Origin of the sequence: Pseudomonas sp. TWR1-1-4, from assembly GCF_049897165.1 — a bacterium.
GTDB classification, from domain to species: Bacteria; Pseudomonadota; Gammaproteobacteria; order Pseudomonadales; family Pseudomonadaceae; genus Aquipseudomonas; species Aquipseudomonas canadensis.
In genome coordinates this window covers 598019-614721 of record NZ_JAFCVS010000002.1, presented here as the reverse complement: position 1 = coordinate 614721, position 16703 = coordinate 598019, and the positions used below count along the sequence as shown (strand labels likewise).

17 protein-coding genes and 1 pseudogene are annotated in these 16703 nt (G+C 61.1%); 8 read left to right on the top strand and 10 right to left on the bottom strand.

Annotated features, from left to right (window positions below; all coding sequences use genetic code 11):
- Positions 1–4: 4 nt before the first annotated feature.
- On the top strand, positions 5–838 hold the full coding sequence (nudC, locus tag ACP7C6_RS07610) for an NAD(+) diphosphatase (protein ID WP_308908783.1): 834 nt from the start codon (positions 5–7) through the stop codon (positions 836–838).
- Here nudC and ACP7C6_RS07605 read toward each other — a convergent pair.
- From ACP7C6_RS07605 to ACP7C6_RS07595, 3 genes are all read right to left on the bottom strand, one after another.
- Positions 806–1585 (bottom strand): TSUP family transporter, encoded by a 780-nt coding sequence (locus ACP7C6_RS07605; RefSeq protein WP_028615969.1) that lies wholly within the window; start codon positions 1583–1585, stop codon positions 806–808. The two genes, nudC and ACP7C6_RS07605, sit on opposite strands and share 33 nt — an antisense overlap.
- Positions 1586–1781: 196 nt before the next feature.
- Entirely contained in the window at positions 1782–2498 is a 717-nt protein-coding gene (pcsA, locus tag ACP7C6_RS07600; RefSeq protein WP_028615970.1) for a phosphatidylcholine synthase, read from the bottom strand.
- 149 nt (positions 2499–2647) lie between these two features.
- Positions 2648–3562, bottom strand: a complete 915-nt coding sequence (locus ACP7C6_RS07595) for a class I SAM-dependent methyltransferase (protein ID WP_426108556.1) — start codon at positions 3560–3562, stop codon at positions 2648–2650.
- Between the two features lie 191 nt (positions 3563–3753).
- On the opposite strand from ACP7C6_RS07595, the gene mdeB reads away from it, so the two are divergent.
- Complete coding sequence (mdeB, locus tag ACP7C6_RS07590) at positions 3754–6420, top strand: alpha-ketoglutarate dehydrogenase (RefSeq protein WP_426108555.1); 2667 nt, start codon at positions 3754–3756, stop codon at positions 6418–6420.
- 49 nt (positions 6421–6469) lie between these two features.
- Here the strand turns inward: mdeB and ACP7C6_RS07585 are convergent, their stop codons facing one another.
- Both ACP7C6_RS07585 and ACP7C6_RS07580 read right to left on the bottom strand, forming a co-directional pair.
- Positions 6470–6958, bottom strand: coding sequence for a DUF1289 domain-containing protein (locus tag ACP7C6_RS07585; protein WP_311892159.1), 489 nt, complete (start codon positions 6956–6958; stop codon positions 6470–6472).
- A gap of 100 nt (positions 6959–7058) precedes the next feature.
- A complete protein-coding gene (locus ACP7C6_RS07580) occupies positions 7059–8309 on the bottom strand; it encodes a ribonucleotide-diphosphate reductase subunit beta (RefSeq protein ID WP_005788524.1) in 1251 nt (416 codons plus the stop codon).
- 395 nt (positions 8310–8704) lie between these two features.
- Between ACP7C6_RS07580 and ACP7C6_RS07575 the strand changes: the two genes are divergently transcribed.
- Together ACP7C6_RS07575 and ACP7C6_RS07570 are read left to right on the top strand one after the other, a co-directional pair.
- A complete protein-coding gene (locus ACP7C6_RS07575; RefSeq protein ID WP_311892160.1) occupies positions 8705–9361 on the top strand; it encodes a hypothetical protein in 657 nt (218 codons plus the stop codon).
- Between the two features lie 33 nt (positions 9362–9394).
- Positions 9395–10021: a helix-turn-helix transcriptional regulator gene (locus ACP7C6_RS07570; protein ID WP_028615978.1), complete on the top strand. Its 627-nt coding sequence runs from the start codon at positions 9395–9397 to the stop codon at positions 10019–10021.
- On the opposite strand, the pseudogene ACP7C6_RS07565 reads toward ACP7C6_RS07570, so the two are convergent.
- Together ACP7C6_RS07565 and ACP7C6_RS07560 are read right to left on the bottom strand one after the other, a co-directional pair.
- Positions 10009–10388: pseudogene (locus tag ACP7C6_RS07565) on the bottom strand (RidA family protein). The gene ACP7C6_RS07570 and the pseudogene ACP7C6_RS07565 sit on opposite strands and share 13 nt — an antisense overlap.
- Positions 10385–11350, bottom strand: a complete 966-nt coding sequence (locus tag ACP7C6_RS07560; RefSeq protein ID WP_311892162.1) for a threo-3-hydroxy-L-aspartate ammonia-lyase — start codon at positions 11348–11350, stop codon at positions 10385–10387. Before ACP7C6_RS07560 ends, ACP7C6_RS07565 begins: the two are co-directional and overlap by 4 nt.
- A 112-nt stretch (positions 11351–11462) precedes the next feature.
- On the opposite strand from ACP7C6_RS07560, the gene ACP7C6_RS07555 reads away from it, so the two are divergent.
- From ACP7C6_RS07555 to ACP7C6_RS07545, 3 genes are all read left to right on the top strand, one after another.
- The gene (locus tag ACP7C6_RS07555; protein ID WP_311892163.1) at positions 11463–12080 is read left to right on the top strand and encodes an LpxA family transferase; all 618 of its coding nucleotides are present in this window, start codon (positions 11463–11465) and stop codon (positions 12078–12080) included.
- Positions 12081–12172: 92 nt separating this feature from the next.
- Positions 12173–12691, top strand: a complete 519-nt coding sequence (locus tag ACP7C6_RS07550; RefSeq protein ID WP_028616016.1) for a sigma-70 family RNA polymerase sigma factor — start codon at positions 12173–12175, stop codon at positions 12689–12691.
- Entirely contained in the window at positions 12688–13605 is a 918-nt protein-coding gene (locus ACP7C6_RS07545; RefSeq protein WP_236321304.1) for a FecR domain-containing protein, read from the top strand. Before ACP7C6_RS07550 ends, ACP7C6_RS07545 begins: the two co-directional genes overlap by 4 nt.
- Here ACP7C6_RS07545 and ACP7C6_RS07540 read toward each other — a convergent pair.
- Genes ACP7C6_RS07540 through ACP7C6_RS07530 form a run of 3 tightly spaced genes read right to left on the bottom strand, consistent with a single transcriptional unit; the run spans position 13602 to position 16103 of the window.
- The gene (locus ACP7C6_RS07540) at positions 13602–14318 is read right to left on the bottom strand and encodes an ABC transporter ATP-binding protein (RefSeq protein ID WP_028616018.1); all 717 of its coding nucleotides are present in this window, start codon (positions 14316–14318) and stop codon (positions 13602–13604) included. The two genes, ACP7C6_RS07545 and ACP7C6_RS07540, sit on opposite strands and share 4 nt — an antisense overlap.
- Positions 14315–15136: an ABC transporter permease gene (locus ACP7C6_RS07535; protein WP_028616019.1), complete on the bottom strand. Its 822-nt coding sequence runs from the start codon at positions 15134–15136 to the stop codon at positions 14315–14317. Before ACP7C6_RS07535 ends, ACP7C6_RS07540 begins: the two co-directional genes overlap by 4 nt.
- A 10-nt stretch (positions 15137–15146) precedes the next feature.
- Entirely contained in the window at positions 15147–16103 is a 957-nt protein-coding gene (locus tag ACP7C6_RS07530) for an aliphatic sulfonate ABC transporter substrate-binding protein (protein ID WP_028616020.1), read from the bottom strand.
- A gap of 318 nt (positions 16104–16421) precedes the next feature.
- Between ACP7C6_RS07530 and ACP7C6_RS07525 the strand changes: the two genes are divergently transcribed.
- Positions 16422–16637 (top strand): TOBE domain-containing protein, encoded by a 216-nt coding sequence (locus tag ACP7C6_RS07525; protein WP_003173733.1) that lies wholly within the window; start codon positions 16422–16424, stop codon positions 16635–16637.
- Positions 16638–16703: the final 66 nt, after the last annotated feature.

Below are 16703 nucleotides of genomic sequence, written 5' to 3'. Positions count from 1 at the left end.
TGACATGACCCCAGGCTGGATTACCACAACGCTGCTGGACAACGACACCCCTGGCGGCTGGGCCGTCGCCCGCAGCCGCGACGGCTTTTTGCATGACACCAACGGCCCGTTGTTCCCCCGGGAATGGCTCAAGCGTCAGGACCTGTCGGTGTTTGCCGAGCACGGCATTGGCCACCTTGACGGCGAGCCGGTGTACCTGCTGGAACTCAATGCACCTGCTGAAGTGACGGGTTGCAGTTGGCAGGGGTTGCGCGGTTTCATGCTGCAAGGCGATCACACCCTTTACAAGGTGCTGGGCTACGCAGCGCAGATCGGCACTTGGGCGCGGGAACACCGGTTTTGTGGGAGTTGCGGCCAGGCCATGGTCCAGGTACCACGAGAGCGCGCGATGTACTGCCGGGCCTGTGACCTGCGCAGCTACCCGCGTATCTCGCCGAGCATGATCGTGTTGGTGACCCGTGGTGACGAGATCCTGCTGGCGCGTTCGCCACGCTTTGTCACGGGGGTGTACAGCACATTGGCGGGGTTTGCCGAACCGGGTGAGTCGGCCGAAGACTGCCTGATCCGCGAAGTGCGCGAGGAAGTGCAGGTGGAGGTCAAGAACATCCAGTACATGGGTAGCCAGTGCTGGCCGTTCCCCCATTCGATGATGCTGGGCTTTCATGCCGAGTACGCCGGGGGCGATATCGTGCCCCAGGCTGATGAGATCGAAGACGCGCAGTGGTTCAACATCCACGACTTGCCGCCGTTGCCGGCGTCACGTTCGATTGCGCGTTACTTGATCGACCTGTATTTGGCCCGCCGACTAGGTCACGCTGAACCAGTGCTGCCAGGCTAGGCGCACCGTCAGGCCGAGGACCACGGTGATGAACACCGGGCGAATGAATTTGGCGCCGCCGCTGATCGCGCTGCGTGCGCCAAAGAATGCGCCACACATCACCGACACGCCCATGGCCAGGCCGACGATCCAGTCCACCGAACCATTGATGATGAACACCGTCAGCGCCCCCGCGTTGCTGACGAAGTTCATGCTGCGCGCCACACCGCTGGCTTTCACCAGGTCGATGGGGTGCAACAGCATCGTGCTCACGGTCCAGAACGCCCCGGTGCCGGGGCCGGCCACGCCATCGTAGAAGCCCAGGCCGAAGCCCTGGGTGGATTGCCATTTCTTCTTGATCGGTGCATCGGCGTCCACTGGCGCCTTGGGCGTGCCGCCGAACAACAGGTACACGCCACAGGCGAACACGATCACCGGCAGCATCTTGTTCAGGGTTTCAGCCGGCAGGTAGTGGGCGACCACGGCGCCGGTCAGCGCACCGATCAGCGTGCCGACAATGGCATGCACCCACTGGCGCGGATGGAACAGCTTGCGCCGATAGAAGGTGAAACTGGCGGTGGCCGAACCGAAGGTGGAACTGAGCTTGTTGGTGCCCAGTACCAGATGCGGCGGCATGCCGGCGGTGAGCAGGGCGGGCGTGGTGAGCAAGCCCCCGCCGCCGGCGATGGCATCGATGAAGCCGGCGATAAAAGCGACCGCCGCCAGGATGGCGAGGGTGGTGAGGTCTACGCTGAGTTCGAAGGGCATGGGCTGGGCTTATTATTGGCAGGGTGCGCAGCGAAGGGGCTGGGCGAACGGCCGCCATCTTACTCGCGGGGAGTCTGCAAATCCAAATGTGGGAGGGGGCTTGCCCCCGATGGCAGTGCTCCAGCTGACTCATCTTTAGCTGACCCACCGCTATCGGGGGCAAGCCCCCTCCCACATTTGAAGAGTGTTCACCGGGTCATTTGTGTGTTCCCAACCACTCCAGTGCCGTGCGCCAGATACAAATCCCCAGGAAATACGCCGACATCACCGACCACAAGCCAAACGTCCACGGGTTGGTGTTCGGGTAATCCATCACCATCAAGAAGCTGCACAGCAACCAGATCGTGGTTACTGCAATATTGATCGGCATGAACCGCTTCACCCGGAACGGGTGCAGGAATTTCATCGGCGTCACGGTCAGCAGGGCCAGGCCGATCACGGTGAGCAAGGTGACCCAGGCTTCCGGCTGGATGATATAGACGCACAAGGCCACCACATTCCACGCGGCGGGGAAGCCGACGAAGTAGTTGTCCTTGCTCTTCATATTGACGTTGCAAAAGCAGAACAGCGACGACACCAGGATCACCGACACGGTAAACAGGTGGGTAAAGTCCGGCAGGTCGATATAGCGATAGATAAACAGGGCGGGGATAAACACGTAGGTGAGGTAATCGATCACCAGGTCCAACACCGAGCCGTCGAAGCTCGGCAGTACCGTGCTCACATTCACTCGTCGCGCCAGTGAGCCATCAACCCCGTCCACTACCAGCGCCAGGCCCAGCCACAGCAGGCAGGCCTTGGGTGAGTTTTCCAGCAGCGCCAGGGTGGCCAGGAAGGCCAATACCACACCGGTGGCGGTAAAGCCGTGGGCGCCCCAGGCTTTGAGTCTGGCTACATGCAGGGTCGATATCACGGGCGGTTCTCCAAAAGGTGAAACAGGGCAGCCGACGACGTGACGCCGTCGAGTCTGGCCGGGGAATGCAGGTATCGACCGGGAAGGGGGTAAGAAGGTTCACCACCCCGGTGTATCACTTAGCGTAGCAAGCGTAAGACATTTCGGCATCAGCCCTGGCGGAATACCAACGCCTTTAAGCCACTTTGCGCATCAATATCAGGAAATTCCGGCAGGTTTTGCAACCGCTCGACAAAACGCAGGCCCGGTGCTTCGCGGGTGACGCCGTCGATCAGGAAGTCTTCACCGAAGGCCGGGTCGTTCATGCACGCCAGTACGGTGCCCTGTGGCGTGAGCAGATCCGGCAGGCGGCGCAGTACGCGCTGGTAGTCCTTGGTCAACAGGAAGCTGCCTTTCTGAAACGACGGCGGATCGATGATCACTAAGTCGTAGGGGCCGTTGTTTGTGACCTTGGCCCAGGACTTGAACAGGTCGTGGCCCAGGAAGCTGACGTTGCTCAGGTCATGACCATTCAGGCGATGGTTGTCGCGGCCACGGCTCAGGGCGCCACGGGCCATGTCGAGGTTCACCACGTGGTCGGCGCCACCTTCGATGGCCGCCACCGAGAAGCCACAGGTGTAGGCAAACAGGTTGAGCACGCGCTGGCCCTTGGCCTGCTCACGCACCCAGTTGCGGCCGTAGCGCATGTCGAGGAACAGCCCGCTATTCTGTTTTTTACCCAGGTCGATCAGGTAGCGCAGGCCACCTTCGGTGATGGTCAACTCGTCGATAGGGTTGCCCGACAGCCATTCGGTGGTGCTTTGCGGCAGGTAACGGTGTTGCAGCGCGATGGTGTAGGTGCCGAACTCGGTTTGCAGCAGGTGCTTCAAGGCTTCTAGTTGTGCCGCGTCCGGTTCTTTGAACAACGCCACCAGCAGCACGCCTTGCAACCAGTCCACCGTCAGTTGCTCCAGGCCCGGCCAGCAACGGCCACGGCCGTGGAACAGGCGGCGAGTTTCAGCCGGTGGGGTCGCCAGGGCGGTGAGCAGGTGGGTGTGCAGGGTGGCGAGTGCGTCTGGGGTCATCGTTAAACGTCGGTCGTTGAGCGGGCGGCATTTTAAACACAATTGCGGGCTTTCGTCCTGCTTGAGCATAACGTGCTGCCAGAAGCAAAATTGGCAGTGATTCATGCTCAAAATTCAACGTCGAGCGCCTGATAACAGGCAAAAAATCCTCCAGCACCGACATAAACTGGAAAAAAAGCCCGGAGGTGCCCATGAACGGTTTCACGAATGCGGTGATTGATCAGCAAGAGTTGGATGAGTGGCGCGACGCCCTGGCGTCCCTGGTCACGCACGCCGGCCCGGCGCGGGCTCGGCAGATCCTCGACTTGCTGGCGCAGGATGCCAGTGCGCCGCATATCGATTGGAAACCGCACCACGGCACGGCCTACATCAATAGCATCAGCGTCGAGCAGCAACCGGCATTTCCCGGCGACCTCGCTACCGAAGAACGTCTGGCCTCGCTGGTGCGCTGGAACGCGTTGGCCATGGTGGTGCGGGCCAACCAGGCCTACGGCGAGCTGGGTGGCCATATCGCCAGTTACGCCAGCGCGGCGGACTTGTTCGAAGTCGGCTTCAACCACTTTTTTCGCGCCCGTAACGAGGGCTTCGGCGGCGATCTGGTGTTCTATCAGCCGCATTCCGCGCCAGGCATCTATGCACGCGCGTTCCTTGAAGGGCGTTTGAGCGAAGACGACTTGGCGCACTATCGCCAGGAAATAGGTGGGCCCGCGCAGGGCGCACGCGGCCTGTCCAGCTACCCGCACCCGTGGCTGATGCCCGACTTCTGGCAGTTCCCCACCGGTTCCATGGGCATCGGCCCCATCAGTTCAATCTTCCAGGCGCGCTTCATGCGCTACTTGCAGCACCGCAACTTGCAGGACACCACCGACCGTCACGTCTGGGGCGTCTTCGGCGACGGCGAGATGGACGAGCCGGAAAGCATGTCGGCCCTGACCCTGGCCGCTCGCGAAGGCCTGGACAACCTGACCTGGGTGGTCAACTGCAACCTGCAACGCCTCGACGGGCCGGTGCGCGGCAACGGGCGCATCATCGATGAGCTGGAGGCCTTGTTTGCCGGCGCCGGCTGGAACGTGATCAAGTTGGTGTGGGGCTCGGACTGGGATGCGTTACTGGCCAAGGACGCTGACGGTTCGCTGGTCAACATTTTGTCCAACACGGTTGACGGTCAATTTCAGACTTTCGCCGCCAAGGATGGCGCCTACAACCGCGAACACTTCTTCGGCCAGAGCGAGTCCCTGGCCCGGCTGGTCGAGGGCATGAGCGATGAGCAGATCGACCGCCTCAAGCGCGGCGGCCACGACATGGTGAAGATCCACGCCGCCTACCACGCCGCACGGCGGGTCAAAGGCAAACCCACGGTGATCCTGGCCCAGACCAAAAAGGGCTTTGGCATGGGCGAGGCCGGGCAGGGCAAGATGACCACCCACCAGCAGAAGAAGTTGGACCGCGATGCGTTGATCGCCTTCCGCAATCGCTTCCAATTGCCGCTGACCGATGAACAGACCGAATCCCTGAGCTTTTTCAAACCGGCCGAGGACAGCCTGGAGTTGCGCTATCTGCACCAGCGTCGCACGGCGTTGGGCGGCTACGTGCCTAGTCGCAGCCAGGTCGCCGCCCCGGTCAGCGTGCCGGCCGTATCGGGTTATGCCGCCTTCGCCACGGCTGCCGACGGCAAGGAAATGTCCACCACCATGGCCTTCGTGCGCATGTTGACCAACCTGCTCAAGGACAAGGCGCTGGGGCCGCGCATCGTGCCTATCGTGGCAGATGAAGCGCGCACGTTCGGCATGGCCAACCTGTTCAAGCAGATCGGCATTTATTCCAGTGTCGGCCAGCGCTACGAACCGGAAGACATCGGCTCGATCCTCAGCTACCGCGAAGCCACCGACGGGCAGATCCTGGAGGAGGGCATCAGTGAAGCCAGCGCCATCAGTTCCTGGGTTGCGGCGGCCACCAGCTATTCGGTGCATGGCCTGCGCATGTTGCCGTTCTATATCTATTACTCGATGTTCGGCTTCCAGCGCGTCGGCGACCTGATCTGGGCCGCCGCTGACCAACGTGCCCGTGGCTTCCTGCTCGGCGCCACCGCCGGACGCACCACCCTGGGTGGCGAGGGCTTGCAGCACCAGGACGGCAGCAGCCACCTCACCGCTGCCACCGTGCCCAACTGCCGCGCCTACGACCCGGCGTTCGCCGGGGAATTCGCGGTGATCCTCGACCACGGCATGCGCCAGATGCTCGAACACTATGTGGACGAGTTCTACTACGTGACCCTGATGAACGAAAACTACCCGCAGCCCAGCCTGCCGGAAGGGGTTGAAGCGGCGATCATCAAAGGCATGTACCGCCTGCAAGGCGCGGCCGATGCCCAGGTGCGCCTGCTCGGGGCTGGCACGCTGGTACGCGAGGCGCAAGCGGCGGCACAGTTGCTGGCGGATGATTGGCAGGTGACGAGCGACGTGTTCAGCGTCACCAGTTTCAGCGAGCTGGCGCGGGATGCGCGGGAGGTGGAACGCTGGAACCGCTTGCATCCGCAGGCCGTTGCGCGGATCAGCCATGTGAATGAATGCTTGCCCAAAGGCGTGCCGGTGATTGCGGTGACTGACTATGTGCGGGCAGTACCGCAGATGATTGGCGCTTACCTGGATTCCAGCTACACGGTACTGGGTACCGACGGCTTTGGGCGCAGTGATACGCGGGCGGCGCTGCGGGATTTCTTTGAGGTGGACCGCCATCACATTGTGCTGGCGGCGCTGACGGCGTTGGTGGAGCAAGGGAGCGTAGAAGCCAGCGTGTGTCAGCAGGCGATTGAACGGTATGGCCTGCAAACAGAACGCGAAGCCTCCTGGGCCCACTGAACCTGTAGGAGCCCGGCAAGCCGGGCTCCTACAGGTTCAGTGGCGTTGGTTAGAGGGTGGCGATCAGCGCAGGGCCGAATGCTTCCTTGAGGAACCCCGGTGCGATATACCGCTCGTAATGCGCCTCGGACAGCAGGAAAAACTCCCGGTCAATCGCATCCCGCAGATCCGCCAGGCTGCGCTCGCGAAACTCCGGCAGCAACGCCAGCCCATACGCGTCCAGCTTGGAAATCACCCGCGCACCCCGGGCAATCAGCTGATACGCCCAGCAATACGCCGACTGATGCGGCATGAAACGGATCTTGCGAGTCTCAAGCTGCTGGCGCAGCAGGTGCGCATCAAACACCTCCAACTTGCTGGCCATGACCTGTACCAGCAATTGCTCCAGGCGCAGCCAAACCGCCTGTTTCTCGTCGGCGTTGTAGCCGTTCCACTGGATCACTTCATGGTGGTAACGCTTGCAGCCCCGACAGACCAGGTCCCCGTAAACGGTGGAACACAGGCCGACGCAGGGGGTCTTGATGGTTTGATTGGGCATAAAAACTATTTAACGGGTATCAACACCAAACCTGTAGGAGCCGGCTTGCCGGCGAAGGCGCCCGCATGATCGCCATCGCCGGCAAGCCAGCTCCTACACGTTAGTCCCAGCTCAGCGCGCCGCCAGTCTGGTACTCGATCACACGGGTCTCGAAGAAGTTCTTCTCTTTCTTCAAGTCCATGATCTCGCTCATCCACGGGAACGGGTTGGTGGTGCCTGGATACTCTTCCTTCAAGCCAATCTGCGACAGACGACGGTTGGCAATGAACTTGAGGTAGTCCTCCATCATCGCCGCGTTCATGCCCAGCACACCGCGTGGCATGGTGTCGCGCGCGTATTCGATCTCCAGCTGAGTCCCTTGCAGGATCATCTGGGTCGCTTCTTCCTTCATCTCGGCATCCCACAGGTGTGGGTTTTCGATTTTGATCTGGTTGATCACGTCGATACCGAAGTTCAGGTGCATCGATTCGTCACGCAGGATGTACTGGAACTGCTCGGCGACGCCGGTCATTTTGTTGCGACGGCCCATGGACAGGATCTGGGTGAAGCCGCAATAGAAGAAGATGCCTTCCAGCACGCAGTAGTAGGCGACCAGGTTGCGCAGCAGCTCTTTGTCGGTCTCGACGGTGCCGGTTTCGAACTTCGGATCGGAGATCGAACGGGTGTACTTCAGGCCCCAGGCGGCTTTCTTAGCGACCGATGGAATCTCGTGGTACATGTTGAAGATCTCGCCTTCATCCATGGCCAGGGATTCGATGCAGTACTGGTAGGCGTGGGTGTGGATCGCTTCTTCGAAGGCCTGGCGCAGGATGTACTGGCGGCACTCCGGGTTGGTGATCAGGCGGTACACGGCCAGCACCAGGTTGTTGGCCACCAGGGAGTCGGCGGTGGAGAAGAAGCCCAGGTTGCGCATGACGATACGACGTTCGTCGTCGGTCAGGCCTTCGGGATTTTTCCACAGCGCGATGTCGGCGGTCATGTTGACCTCTTGCGGCATCCAGTGGTTGGCGCAGCCGTCGAGGTACTTCTGCCAGGCCCAGTCATACTTGAAGGGTACGAGCTGGTTGAGGTCGGCGCGGCAGTTGATCATGCGCTTTTCGTCAACGGCGACGCGGGCGGCGGAGCCTTCCAGCTCGGCGAGGCCTTCGGCGACGTCGAGTTTGTCGAGGGCGGCCTTGGCGCGGATGATCGCGGCGGAGTCGTTGGCGGTCACGTTACGCGCTTCCAGCGCGGCGGCGGCGCCGGCACCGTCGAGGCGGTCCATGTTGGCTTCGCTGGCGTGGCCGGCGTTGGCGCCCTTGATCACCGCTGCACCGGTGTCTTCGTTGTCGACTTCATCCCAACTCAGCATGGAAATGCTCCTTCCTGGTATTCGAAAAATAAGTGTTTTTGCAGGCTTCAAGGCATTGAAATACTGCGCATAGTGTGGTCGGTGAATACCGGTGCCGCACACTATGTAGTGGTCTGTTTTGTTTGTGGGCACACTATATGGTGTGTAAGAGGGATGGTCAACGCACAAGACGGGCGCCATCGTCGCAGGGGTATGAGCAGAATTCACAGCCCATGGGTTTCACGAGTCCGTGCGCGGCGGAAATGGCGCAGAAGGCACCGATATGATTGTGCAAGTCGCCTGAGCTACCGGCATTGGTGGCAAAGTGATATCTTTTATCCTTTAAACCAACGACTTAGCGCTTTCTGCCCAGGGTGGTAGTTAAGGCTCGGTCGCGAGAAAGGGATATCAGCCTCATGAGTCAAAGTCCATCGACGTCGCCACCGGTTCAACCGCTCTACCGCTGGCCTGTGATTATCGGTGCGACTATCGCCATTTGGGGGGGATGTACCCTCGTCGCTTCGTTCTTTGGCCTCAGGTTTGGTTCGGCGGATTCATTTATCCCGCCTCAGGAACTGCGGGAGAAATACATTTCGCGAGTTGAGCTGGCAGAGTCCTACCTGGCGCTTAGCAAGCTATCGACGGACTACTTGAGCAAGAGCGACGTTGAGAAAAACTATGTGCACGCAGACAAGATAAATAGCCTGTATGTGCCAAAGGCCGAACACCAGCAACTGCAGAAAAGGTTGGATGATCTGATTGAGCGGATCAGCGCGGTGCCTACTCCTTTCAAGCCGCTGACCAAGGAAATGACCGAACGGGGTGTGTGGAATGATGAGCGGCTGGGCGTCAGCATTCGGATGGCTGGTTTTTTCGGTTTTGCGTCTGCCTATGAAGTTCGTTTTCTGCTTACTTTGCCCGACTCGGCTGAACATATAGAAGTGATAACGGCACCGGGGCCGCTTCCCTTCTGGACATTTCGTAAACATAACCGAGAGTTCAAACTGTCGGTAGTCAAGGGAATACCGACGACCTTTGTCATCAAGGAGATCAGCGCGGATATTCGGCAGTAGACGCCCTGTCCAGGACTGGATATGTTGTCTTGCATGAAAAACACCTCTCCCAACGATACTCACCTGATCAGCCAACTCGAACAGATTGCCGAAGGCTTGAGCAAGACCTTCAGCCCGTTCTGCGAAGTGGTGCTGCACGACTTGCGCGACCCGCAGCACTCGATCCTGGCCATCCATAACAACCTGTCCGGACGCGCGTCGGGAGACCCGACCACCGAGTTGGGCCTGGCGCGGATTGCCGACCCGGACTACCCGCAAGTCATCGCCAACTACCAGAACCAGTTCAGCGACGGCCGCCAGGTCAAAAGCACCTCGATCGGCATCAAGGGTGCGAGCGGCGAGTACGTCGCGGCCTTGTGCATGAACGTCGATCTCTCATTGTTCCGTGGCTTGCAGGGCATGCTGGAACAGTTCGGTTCGGTCAGCGGCGACAAGCTCATCGAATCCCTGGACCCTTCCGGCGCCGATGTCATCCGTGCGCGTATCGACCAGTTTGCCGCCCGCCTGGCCACCACCCCGCGTGCATTGAAGACGGCGGACCGGCGTGTGTTGATGCAGGAACTCAAAGACTCGGGTTGCCTGGACATTCGCCGGGCCATGGAAACCGTGGCGTCTCACCTGGGCGTGTCGCGCGCGGCGGTCTACACCTACGCCAAGTAACGCGCCACGGCTTCAATCTCCACGAGGTACCCGTGATGCAACTCGGGCACCGGCACCACCGCGCGGGCAGGGCGGTGGTCGCCCAGCGCGGCGGCGTACACGCTATCGAACGCCGGCCAGTGTTCGACGCCGGCCACGTACACCGTGACCTTGACCAGATCCTCTGGCGCCGCGCCGGCCGCTTTCAAGATCTCCAGTAGATTGTTCAGGGTTATCTGCGCCTGTTCGGCAAACGACGCCGACAGGTTGTGCTGCCCATCCGCACTGATCGGCAATTGCCCGGAGATGTACAGCGTGTCGCCGTGGCGGACGGCTTGCGCGTATGGCCTGCGGGTCTGGCCGCATTCGCTGTCTGGATGATCTTCATGACGCCTCGCTCAGCAGCGCGGCATACTTCTGGATATCGACGTTGCCACCGGTGACGATAATACCCACGCGCTGACCCTTGAACCGGTCACCCTCATTGAGCAATGCCGCCAGCCCCAGGCAGCCGGTAGGCTCGACCACCAATTTCATGCGCTGCATGAAGAACTTCATCGCTCCAACCAGCTCGGCATCCGTCACGGTGAGGATGTCGTTCACTCTGTCGCGGATGATCGGGAAGGTGTAGTCGCCCAAGTGCTGGGTCTGCGCACCATCGGCAATGGTTGCCGGGGTGTCGATATGCACGATGCTGCCGCTGCGAAATGAGCGCTGGCCGTCATTACCGGCTTCGGGCTCGACGCCATACAGCAGGCAGTCAGGCGCCAGGGCGCGGGTGCTCAGTGCGGTGCCCGAGAGCATTCCGCCGCCGCCAAGGCCGACGAACAAAGCATCCAGCGGGCCGGTGGATTCCAGCAACTCCTTGGCGGCCGTGCCTTGTCCGGCAAGGATGTGCGGGTGGTCATAGGGCGGGATCAGGGTCAGGCCGTGTTCAGTCGCCAGGTCACGGCCGATCTGCTCGCGGTCTTCGGTGAAGCGGTCATACAGCACCACGCGGGCGCCATATTCGCGGGTGGCCGCGACCTTGGCGGCAGGCGCATCGGTGGGCATCACGATGGTCGCCGGTATGCCCAGCAACTGCGCCGCCAGGGCAATCCCCTGGGCGTGGTTGCCGGAGGAAAACGCCACCACACCGGCCTTGCGCTGCTGATCATCGAAGCGCGACAACGCGTTGAAGGCGCCGCGAAACTTGAAGGAACCCGCCCTTTGCAGGTTTTCACACTTGATGAATACCTGGGCACCGGTCAGCGCGTCGAGGGTGCGCGACGTGAATACCGGCGTGGTGTGGGCAATGCCTTCCAGGCGTTGGGCAGCGTCGATGACGTCGTGGTAAGTGGGCGATGGCATGGGCGGACCTCGTTATCGTGTCTGGATAAAATATCCATATCAAGACAAATAGTAAAGGTTCGTTTGTCCATGCTAGCTTTTCCGTCTTCTCTGACCGTTAGAGGATTAAACGTTGATCCGACTCACCGACTACATCGCCCCTATCTCTGACTCCCGCCTTGCGCCGTGGGCCGACCTGGCGCCTTGGGCACTGGTCAGTCAGGCGCCCGCCATCGTTCGCCAATTGTTGGCCGAACTGCCGGCCGACGAGTACGTCATTCAGGATGAAATTGCCATCCACCGTACTGCCACGATCGAGGCGGGTGCCTTGCTCAAGCCGCCGCTGATCATCGGTGCCCACTGTTTTGTCGCCAGCGGCTCGCTGCTGCGTGGCGGTTGCTGGCTGGATGAACACTGCATCATCGGCCCCGGCGCTGAGTTGAAGACGTCCTTCGTGTTCAGCGGCAGCAAGCTGGCGCACTTCAACTTTGTCGGTGATTCGGTGTTGGGGCAGGGGATCAATCTGGAAGCGGGGAGCATCGTCGCCAACTACCGCAATGAGCGCGATGACAAGGAAGTACAGGTGCGGGTCGGCGGCGTATTGCAGCGCACCGGTTGCGATAAGTTTGGCGGGTTGCTCGGTGACCAATGCCGGATCGGCGCCAATGCGGTGTTGGCGCCGGGAGCCGTGCTCAAGCCTGCCAGCGTGGTAGGCCGCGGGCAGGTGTTTGACGCAGAGGCGTCCGAATAAACACAACGTTGAAAAGACCATGGTGTGTCGGCACGATATTAAATAGAATGAATCTCATTTGAGACTCACTCGCGCCGCGCAGGTCGCTTGCCATGAATGATGCTGTTGTTCCGACCCACGCCCCCGAACTGACGCTGTCGAGCCTGTACCGTGACCACCGTAGCTGGCTGGAAAGCTGGTTGCGTCGGCGTCTGGGCAATGCCTGGGATGCGGCCGACCTGAGCCAGGATACCTTCTTGCGCGTGCTGGCCAGCGCCCAGCCGATTGCACAGATGCAGGAGCCGCGCGCCTACCTGGTGACCGTCGGCAAGCGTCTATTAGTGAATTTTCATCAGCGGCGCAGCCTTGAACAGGCCTATCTGAATGCCTTGGCGAGCCTCCCGGAAACCTGCGTGCCGTCGCCTGAACAGCGCTGGCTGGTGCTGGAAACCTTGCAAGCCCTGGATGAATTGCTGGATGGCTTGCCGGTGCTGGTCCGCCGCGCCTTCCTGTGGAGCCAACTGGAAGGGCTGGGTTACCGGGAGATTGCCGAGCGCCTCGACGTGTCAGAGCGCACGGTCAAACGCTACATGGCCCAGGCCTACGAACATTGCCTGCTGGTGGACCTGTGAGCCGCGACGTTGCCCGCGCCGCCGCGCAATGGTTGGCGCTGCTGGAGTCCGGCGCGGCCACTGAGCGTGATTACGCCGCATTGCAGCATTGGCGTGACAGCCACCCCCAGCATGAACAGACCTGGCAAAAAGCCCAGACCCTGCGCCAGCGTTTCAGCGACTTGCCCCAGGCCTTGGCGATGGCCAGCCTCGACCGTCCGCAACCGGGACGCCGTGCCGTGCTCAAGCGTGCGCTGGGTATCGCTGCGCTGGTGCCGACCGCTTGGTTGGTCAGCCGCCAATTGCCCATCGAGGCCTGGCGTGCCGACGTACACACCGCCACCGGCGAGCGTAAGCGCATGGGGCTGGCCGATGGCGCCAGCTTGCAGCTCAATACGGCGACGGCGGTAGACGTGGACCTGGCGCAGCGCCGCATCAGTCTGGTGGAGGGCGAGCTGGCGCTGGATGTGCCAGGCACGGCGGCGATGACCGTGCAGACGCGCTACGGCGAGCTGCGCGTCAGTCAGGCTGAAGTGTGTGTACGGCAGCTGGCCGCCGGTTGTCTGGTGTCGGTGCTTGAAGGCTCCGTCCAGGTGCGCGACTTGAACGGGCAGATGGCGACTTTGCAAGGTGGGCAGCAAGCGCCGCTCAAAGCCAGCGGACTAGGGGCCTGGGTGCCTTTCGATGTGTTGCAACTAGGCTGGCGCGATGGCGTGCTGACCGCGCAGAACCAGGCGCTGGGTGACTTCCTGCGGGAGCTGGAGCGTTATCGGTCGGGTGTGTTGCGGTGGGAGCCGAGCCTGGAGTCGTTGCGGGTCACCGGCAGTTTCCGCCTGGACGACACCGACCGCATCCTCAACCTGCTGGCCTCGACCCTGGGGCTGGAGGTGCAGGCGCGGACGCGGTATTGGGTGACCTTGCGCAAGGTCGTCTAGATCACGTGGGCACGTTGCAGCTCAGTCAGGGATTGCGCCTTGAGCTGCGCCAGCAACGGATCACGCCGGTCACGCGGGTGCGGCAGGTTCACCGCCAATTCCTGGCGAATGCTGCTCGGTCGGTTGTCCATCACCAGCACCCGGTCACTCAGGTACAGTGCCTCGTCCACATCATGGGTCACCAGCAACAAGGCGATGGCATGATGTTCGGCCAGTTGCAGCAGCAAATCCTGCAGCTTCATACGGGTAAACGCATCGACTGCGCTGAACGGCTCATCCAGCAGTAACACCTGCGGCCGTGAATACAGGCCCCGCGCAATCGCTACACGTTGCGCCATGCCGCCGGACAACGCCTTGGGCAGCGCCTGGGCAAAACCCTTCAGGCCGACTTCCTCGATCAACTGCGCGACCCAGGCCTTGTCGTAGTGGCTGTCATCGCTGAAGCCGATGTTCTGTTCCACCGTGAGCCAGGGCATCAGCCGGGGTTCCTGGAACACAAAGGCTACTTCGCCATCGGGGCTGCGCAGTTCGCCCTGGAAATCCTGTTCCAGGCCGGCGACGATGCGCAGCAAGGTGCTTTTGCCGCAGCCGCTTGGCCCGAGCAGGCTCACGGCTTCGCGTGGTTGCAGCACCAGGCGCACGTCTTTCAACACGGTGGTGCTGGTGAAACTTTTACGCGCGACGTGAATATCCAACAGCGGTTTTACGCTCATTGTCCTGCTCCCTGGAACGTGTCACGCCAGGCCAGGCAACGCCTCTCCAGCGTCGCAAGCAGGCCATCGCTGACCTTGCCCAACAGCGCCAACACGATAATCGCCGCCAGCACGATATCCGGCCGCGAGGTTTCCCGCCCATCACTGAGCAGGTAACCCAGCCCCTTAGTGGCCGCAATCAACTCAGCCGCCACCAGGAACATCCAGGCCAGGCTCAAGCCACTGCGCAACCCGGTGAACAGGCCCGGCAGCGCGGCGGGCAGCAGGATTCGACGCACCAGCCGCCGCCGGCTGAAACCGTACATTTGCCCGACTTCCACCAGCTTGCGGTCGATATCACGAATGGCCGCGACGCCGTTGAGGTACACCGGAAAAAATGCGCCAATCGCGATCAGCACAATCTTCGACGTTTCGTCGATGCCCAGCCACAGCAGCAACAGCGGTACCCAAGCCAGGCTCGGGATCGAACGTAGCCCTGCAAAGGTCGGTTCGAGGTAGGCCTCCGCCTCACGACTCAAGCCGACCCAGGCGGCAAACACCAAGGCCAGGCTGGCGCCAATGGCGAAGCCCAGCAGCACCCGGCCGAGGCTGGCGCTGATGTGTTTCCACAATGCGCCTTCGGCCAGGTCGGTGAGGGTCACCGCGATCTCGCTGGGTGCCGGCATCTGGTACGACGGCAGCCAACCCACGCGCACCACCACCTCCAGCACCAGCAGGATCAGCACCGGCAACACCAGGCCCTTGAGCCGCCGCGGCCAAGCGCTGCGGTTGATCACCACCGGTGCGGCAAGGGGCAATGCTTGGGTTTTGCTGGTCATCACGGGCTCCTTAATGGCCGAACGAGGTGTCGATCAACTGGTCGATCACCTGGTCCACATTCACGCCTTTGCGCACCAGTTCTTCGGACACCAGGATCGGCGCGGCCGCCTTCGACGCCACTACATCCTTGCTGCTCAGGAACGGCGTGCTCAGGTCGGTGCGCGAGAGTTGCAGCTTGGCCACTTCCAGCGGCAGGCCGGACTCGTCGGCCAGCAGTTTGGCGAATTCACCCGGGTGCTTCACCGCCCAATCCCGAGCCTTTTCATAGGCGCCGAGCACCTTGGTGATGGTCTGCGGATGCGCCTTGGCGAACTTCTCGGTGACGCTGACCACGCCGTAGCTGTTGAAGTCTTTATTGCGGTACAGCAGGCGCGAACCGGCCTGGATTTCACTGGCGGCCATGTGCGGGTCCAGACCGGCCCAGGCGTCCACGTCACCTTTTTCCAGCGCAGTGCGGCCGTCCGGATGTTGCAGGTGCACCAGTTCTACGTCGTCCTTTTTCAGCCCGGCCTGTTGCAGGCTGCGCAGGGTGAAGAGGTACGGGTCGGTGCCTTTGGTGGCGGCAATTTTCTTGCCCTTGAGGTCGGTGACGCTGTTGAGCGGCGAGTCTTTGCGCACCACCAACGCGGTCCATTCGGCGCGGCTGTACACGTACACCGATTTGATCGGGCTGCCGTTGGCGCGACTCAATACTGCCGACAAGCTGGCCGACGAGGCAAAGTCCACACCGCCACTGTTGAGGTACTCCAGCGAACGGTTGCTGCCCTGGCTCAACACCCAGCCCACCTTGGATTGCGGCAAGGCTTGTTCCAGCCAGCCGAAGTGCTTGAGCACCAGGCTCACGGGCGAGTAATAGGCGTAGTCGAGGTTGACTTCGGCGGGATCGGTGTCGGCGGCGTGGACCAGGGTTGGCAGGCACAGTGCGAGGGCACAGGCGCCGAATAAGCGTTGGGTGAAGGCTTTCATGGAACAGCTCCGGCAAGGCGTTGAGAGAAGGCTTTTCTTATATTCAGAAAATTTGGTTTGCATGCTCCATCATGCTTTATAGGAATATGCAGTCTCTGTGCCATGTGCCTGGAAGGCGTATTTGCGGGGGCGTAGGGGCTGAATGCTGTGGTGGCAGAGAGCAGATTGTTGAAGCACTGTTGGCTGGGCAACAGTTTTTATATATCTGTATCGAATAAATAAAGAGTTATATATTCCTTTTAATGTTCGCGTCGATGGCGCATTTTGAGGGCCTGCGCATTCGTGCGGATTGACCCAACAGCCAAAAGGAAAGCCGACATGACCATTAAAGCGATCAACGTGCGCAACCAGTTCAAGGGCGTGATCAAGGAAATCCTGCTGGGGGAAGTGGTGTCGGAAATCGACGTGCAGACCGCGTCAGGCATTGTCACTTCGGTGATCACCACCCGCTCGGTGCGTGACTTGGAATTGAAAGTGGGCAGTGAAGTGATTGCCTTTGTGAAGTCCACCGAAGTGTCCATCGCCAAACTGTGAACCCAATCCCAATGTGGGAGCGGGCGTGCTCGCGAAAGCGCTATATCAGTGATGAATGTATCGACT

Excerpts from the sequence above, each read along its gene's own strand:
- nudC (WP_308908783.1), top strand. The coding sequence starts at position 5 with ATGACCCCAGGCTGGATTACCACAACGCTGCTGGACAACGACACCCCT.
- ACP7C6_RS07605 (WP_028615969.1), bottom strand. The coding sequence starts at position 1,585 with ATGCCCTTCGAACTCAGCGTAGACCTCACCACCCTCGCCATCCTGGCG.
- ACP7C6_RS07595 (WP_426108556.1), bottom strand. The coding sequence starts at position 3,562 with ATGACCCCAGACGCACTCGCCACCCTGCACACCCACCTGCTCACCGCC.
- mdeB (WP_426108555.1), top strand. The coding sequence starts at position 3,754 with ATGAACGGTTTCACGAATGCGGTGATTGATCAGCAAGAGTTGGATGAG.
- ACP7C6_RS07585 (WP_311892159.1), bottom strand. The coding sequence starts at position 6,958 with ATGCCCAATCAAACCATCAAGACCCCCTGCGTCGGCCTGTGTTCCACC.
- ACP7C6_RS07580 (WP_005788524.1), bottom strand. The coding sequence starts at position 8,309 with ATGCTGAGTTGGGATGAAGTCGACAACGAAGACACCGGTGCAGCGGTG.
- ACP7C6_RS07575 (WP_311892160.1), top strand. The coding sequence starts at position 8,705 with ATGAGTCAAAGTCCATCGACGTCGCCACCGGTTCAACCGCTCTACCGC.
- ACP7C6_RS07570 (WP_028615978.1), top strand. The coding sequence starts at position 9,395 with ATGAAAAACACCTCTCCCAACGATACTCACCTGATCAGCCAACTCGAA.
- ACP7C6_RS07560 (WP_311892162.1), bottom strand. The coding sequence starts at position 11,350 with ATGCCATCGCCCACTTACCACGACGTCATCGACGCTGCCCAACGCCTG.
- ACP7C6_RS07550 (WP_028616016.1), top strand. The coding sequence starts at position 12,173 with ATGAATGATGCTGTTGTTCCGACCCACGCCCCCGAACTGACGCTGTCG.
- ACP7C6_RS07540 (WP_028616018.1), bottom strand. The coding sequence starts at position 14,318 with ATGAGCGTAAAACCGCTGTTGGATATTCACGTCGCGCGTAAAAGTTTC.
- ACP7C6_RS07535 (WP_028616019.1), bottom strand. The coding sequence starts at position 15,136 with ATGACCAGCAAAACCCAAGCATTGCCCCTTGCCGCACCGGTGGTGATC.
- ACP7C6_RS07530 (WP_028616020.1), bottom strand. The coding sequence starts at position 16,103 with ATGAAAGCCTTCACCCAACGCTTATTCGGCGCCTGTGCCCTCGCACTG.
- ACP7C6_RS07525 (WP_003173733.1), top strand. The coding sequence starts at position 16,422 with ATGACCATTAAAGCGATCAACGTGCGCAACCAGTTCAAGGGCGTGATC.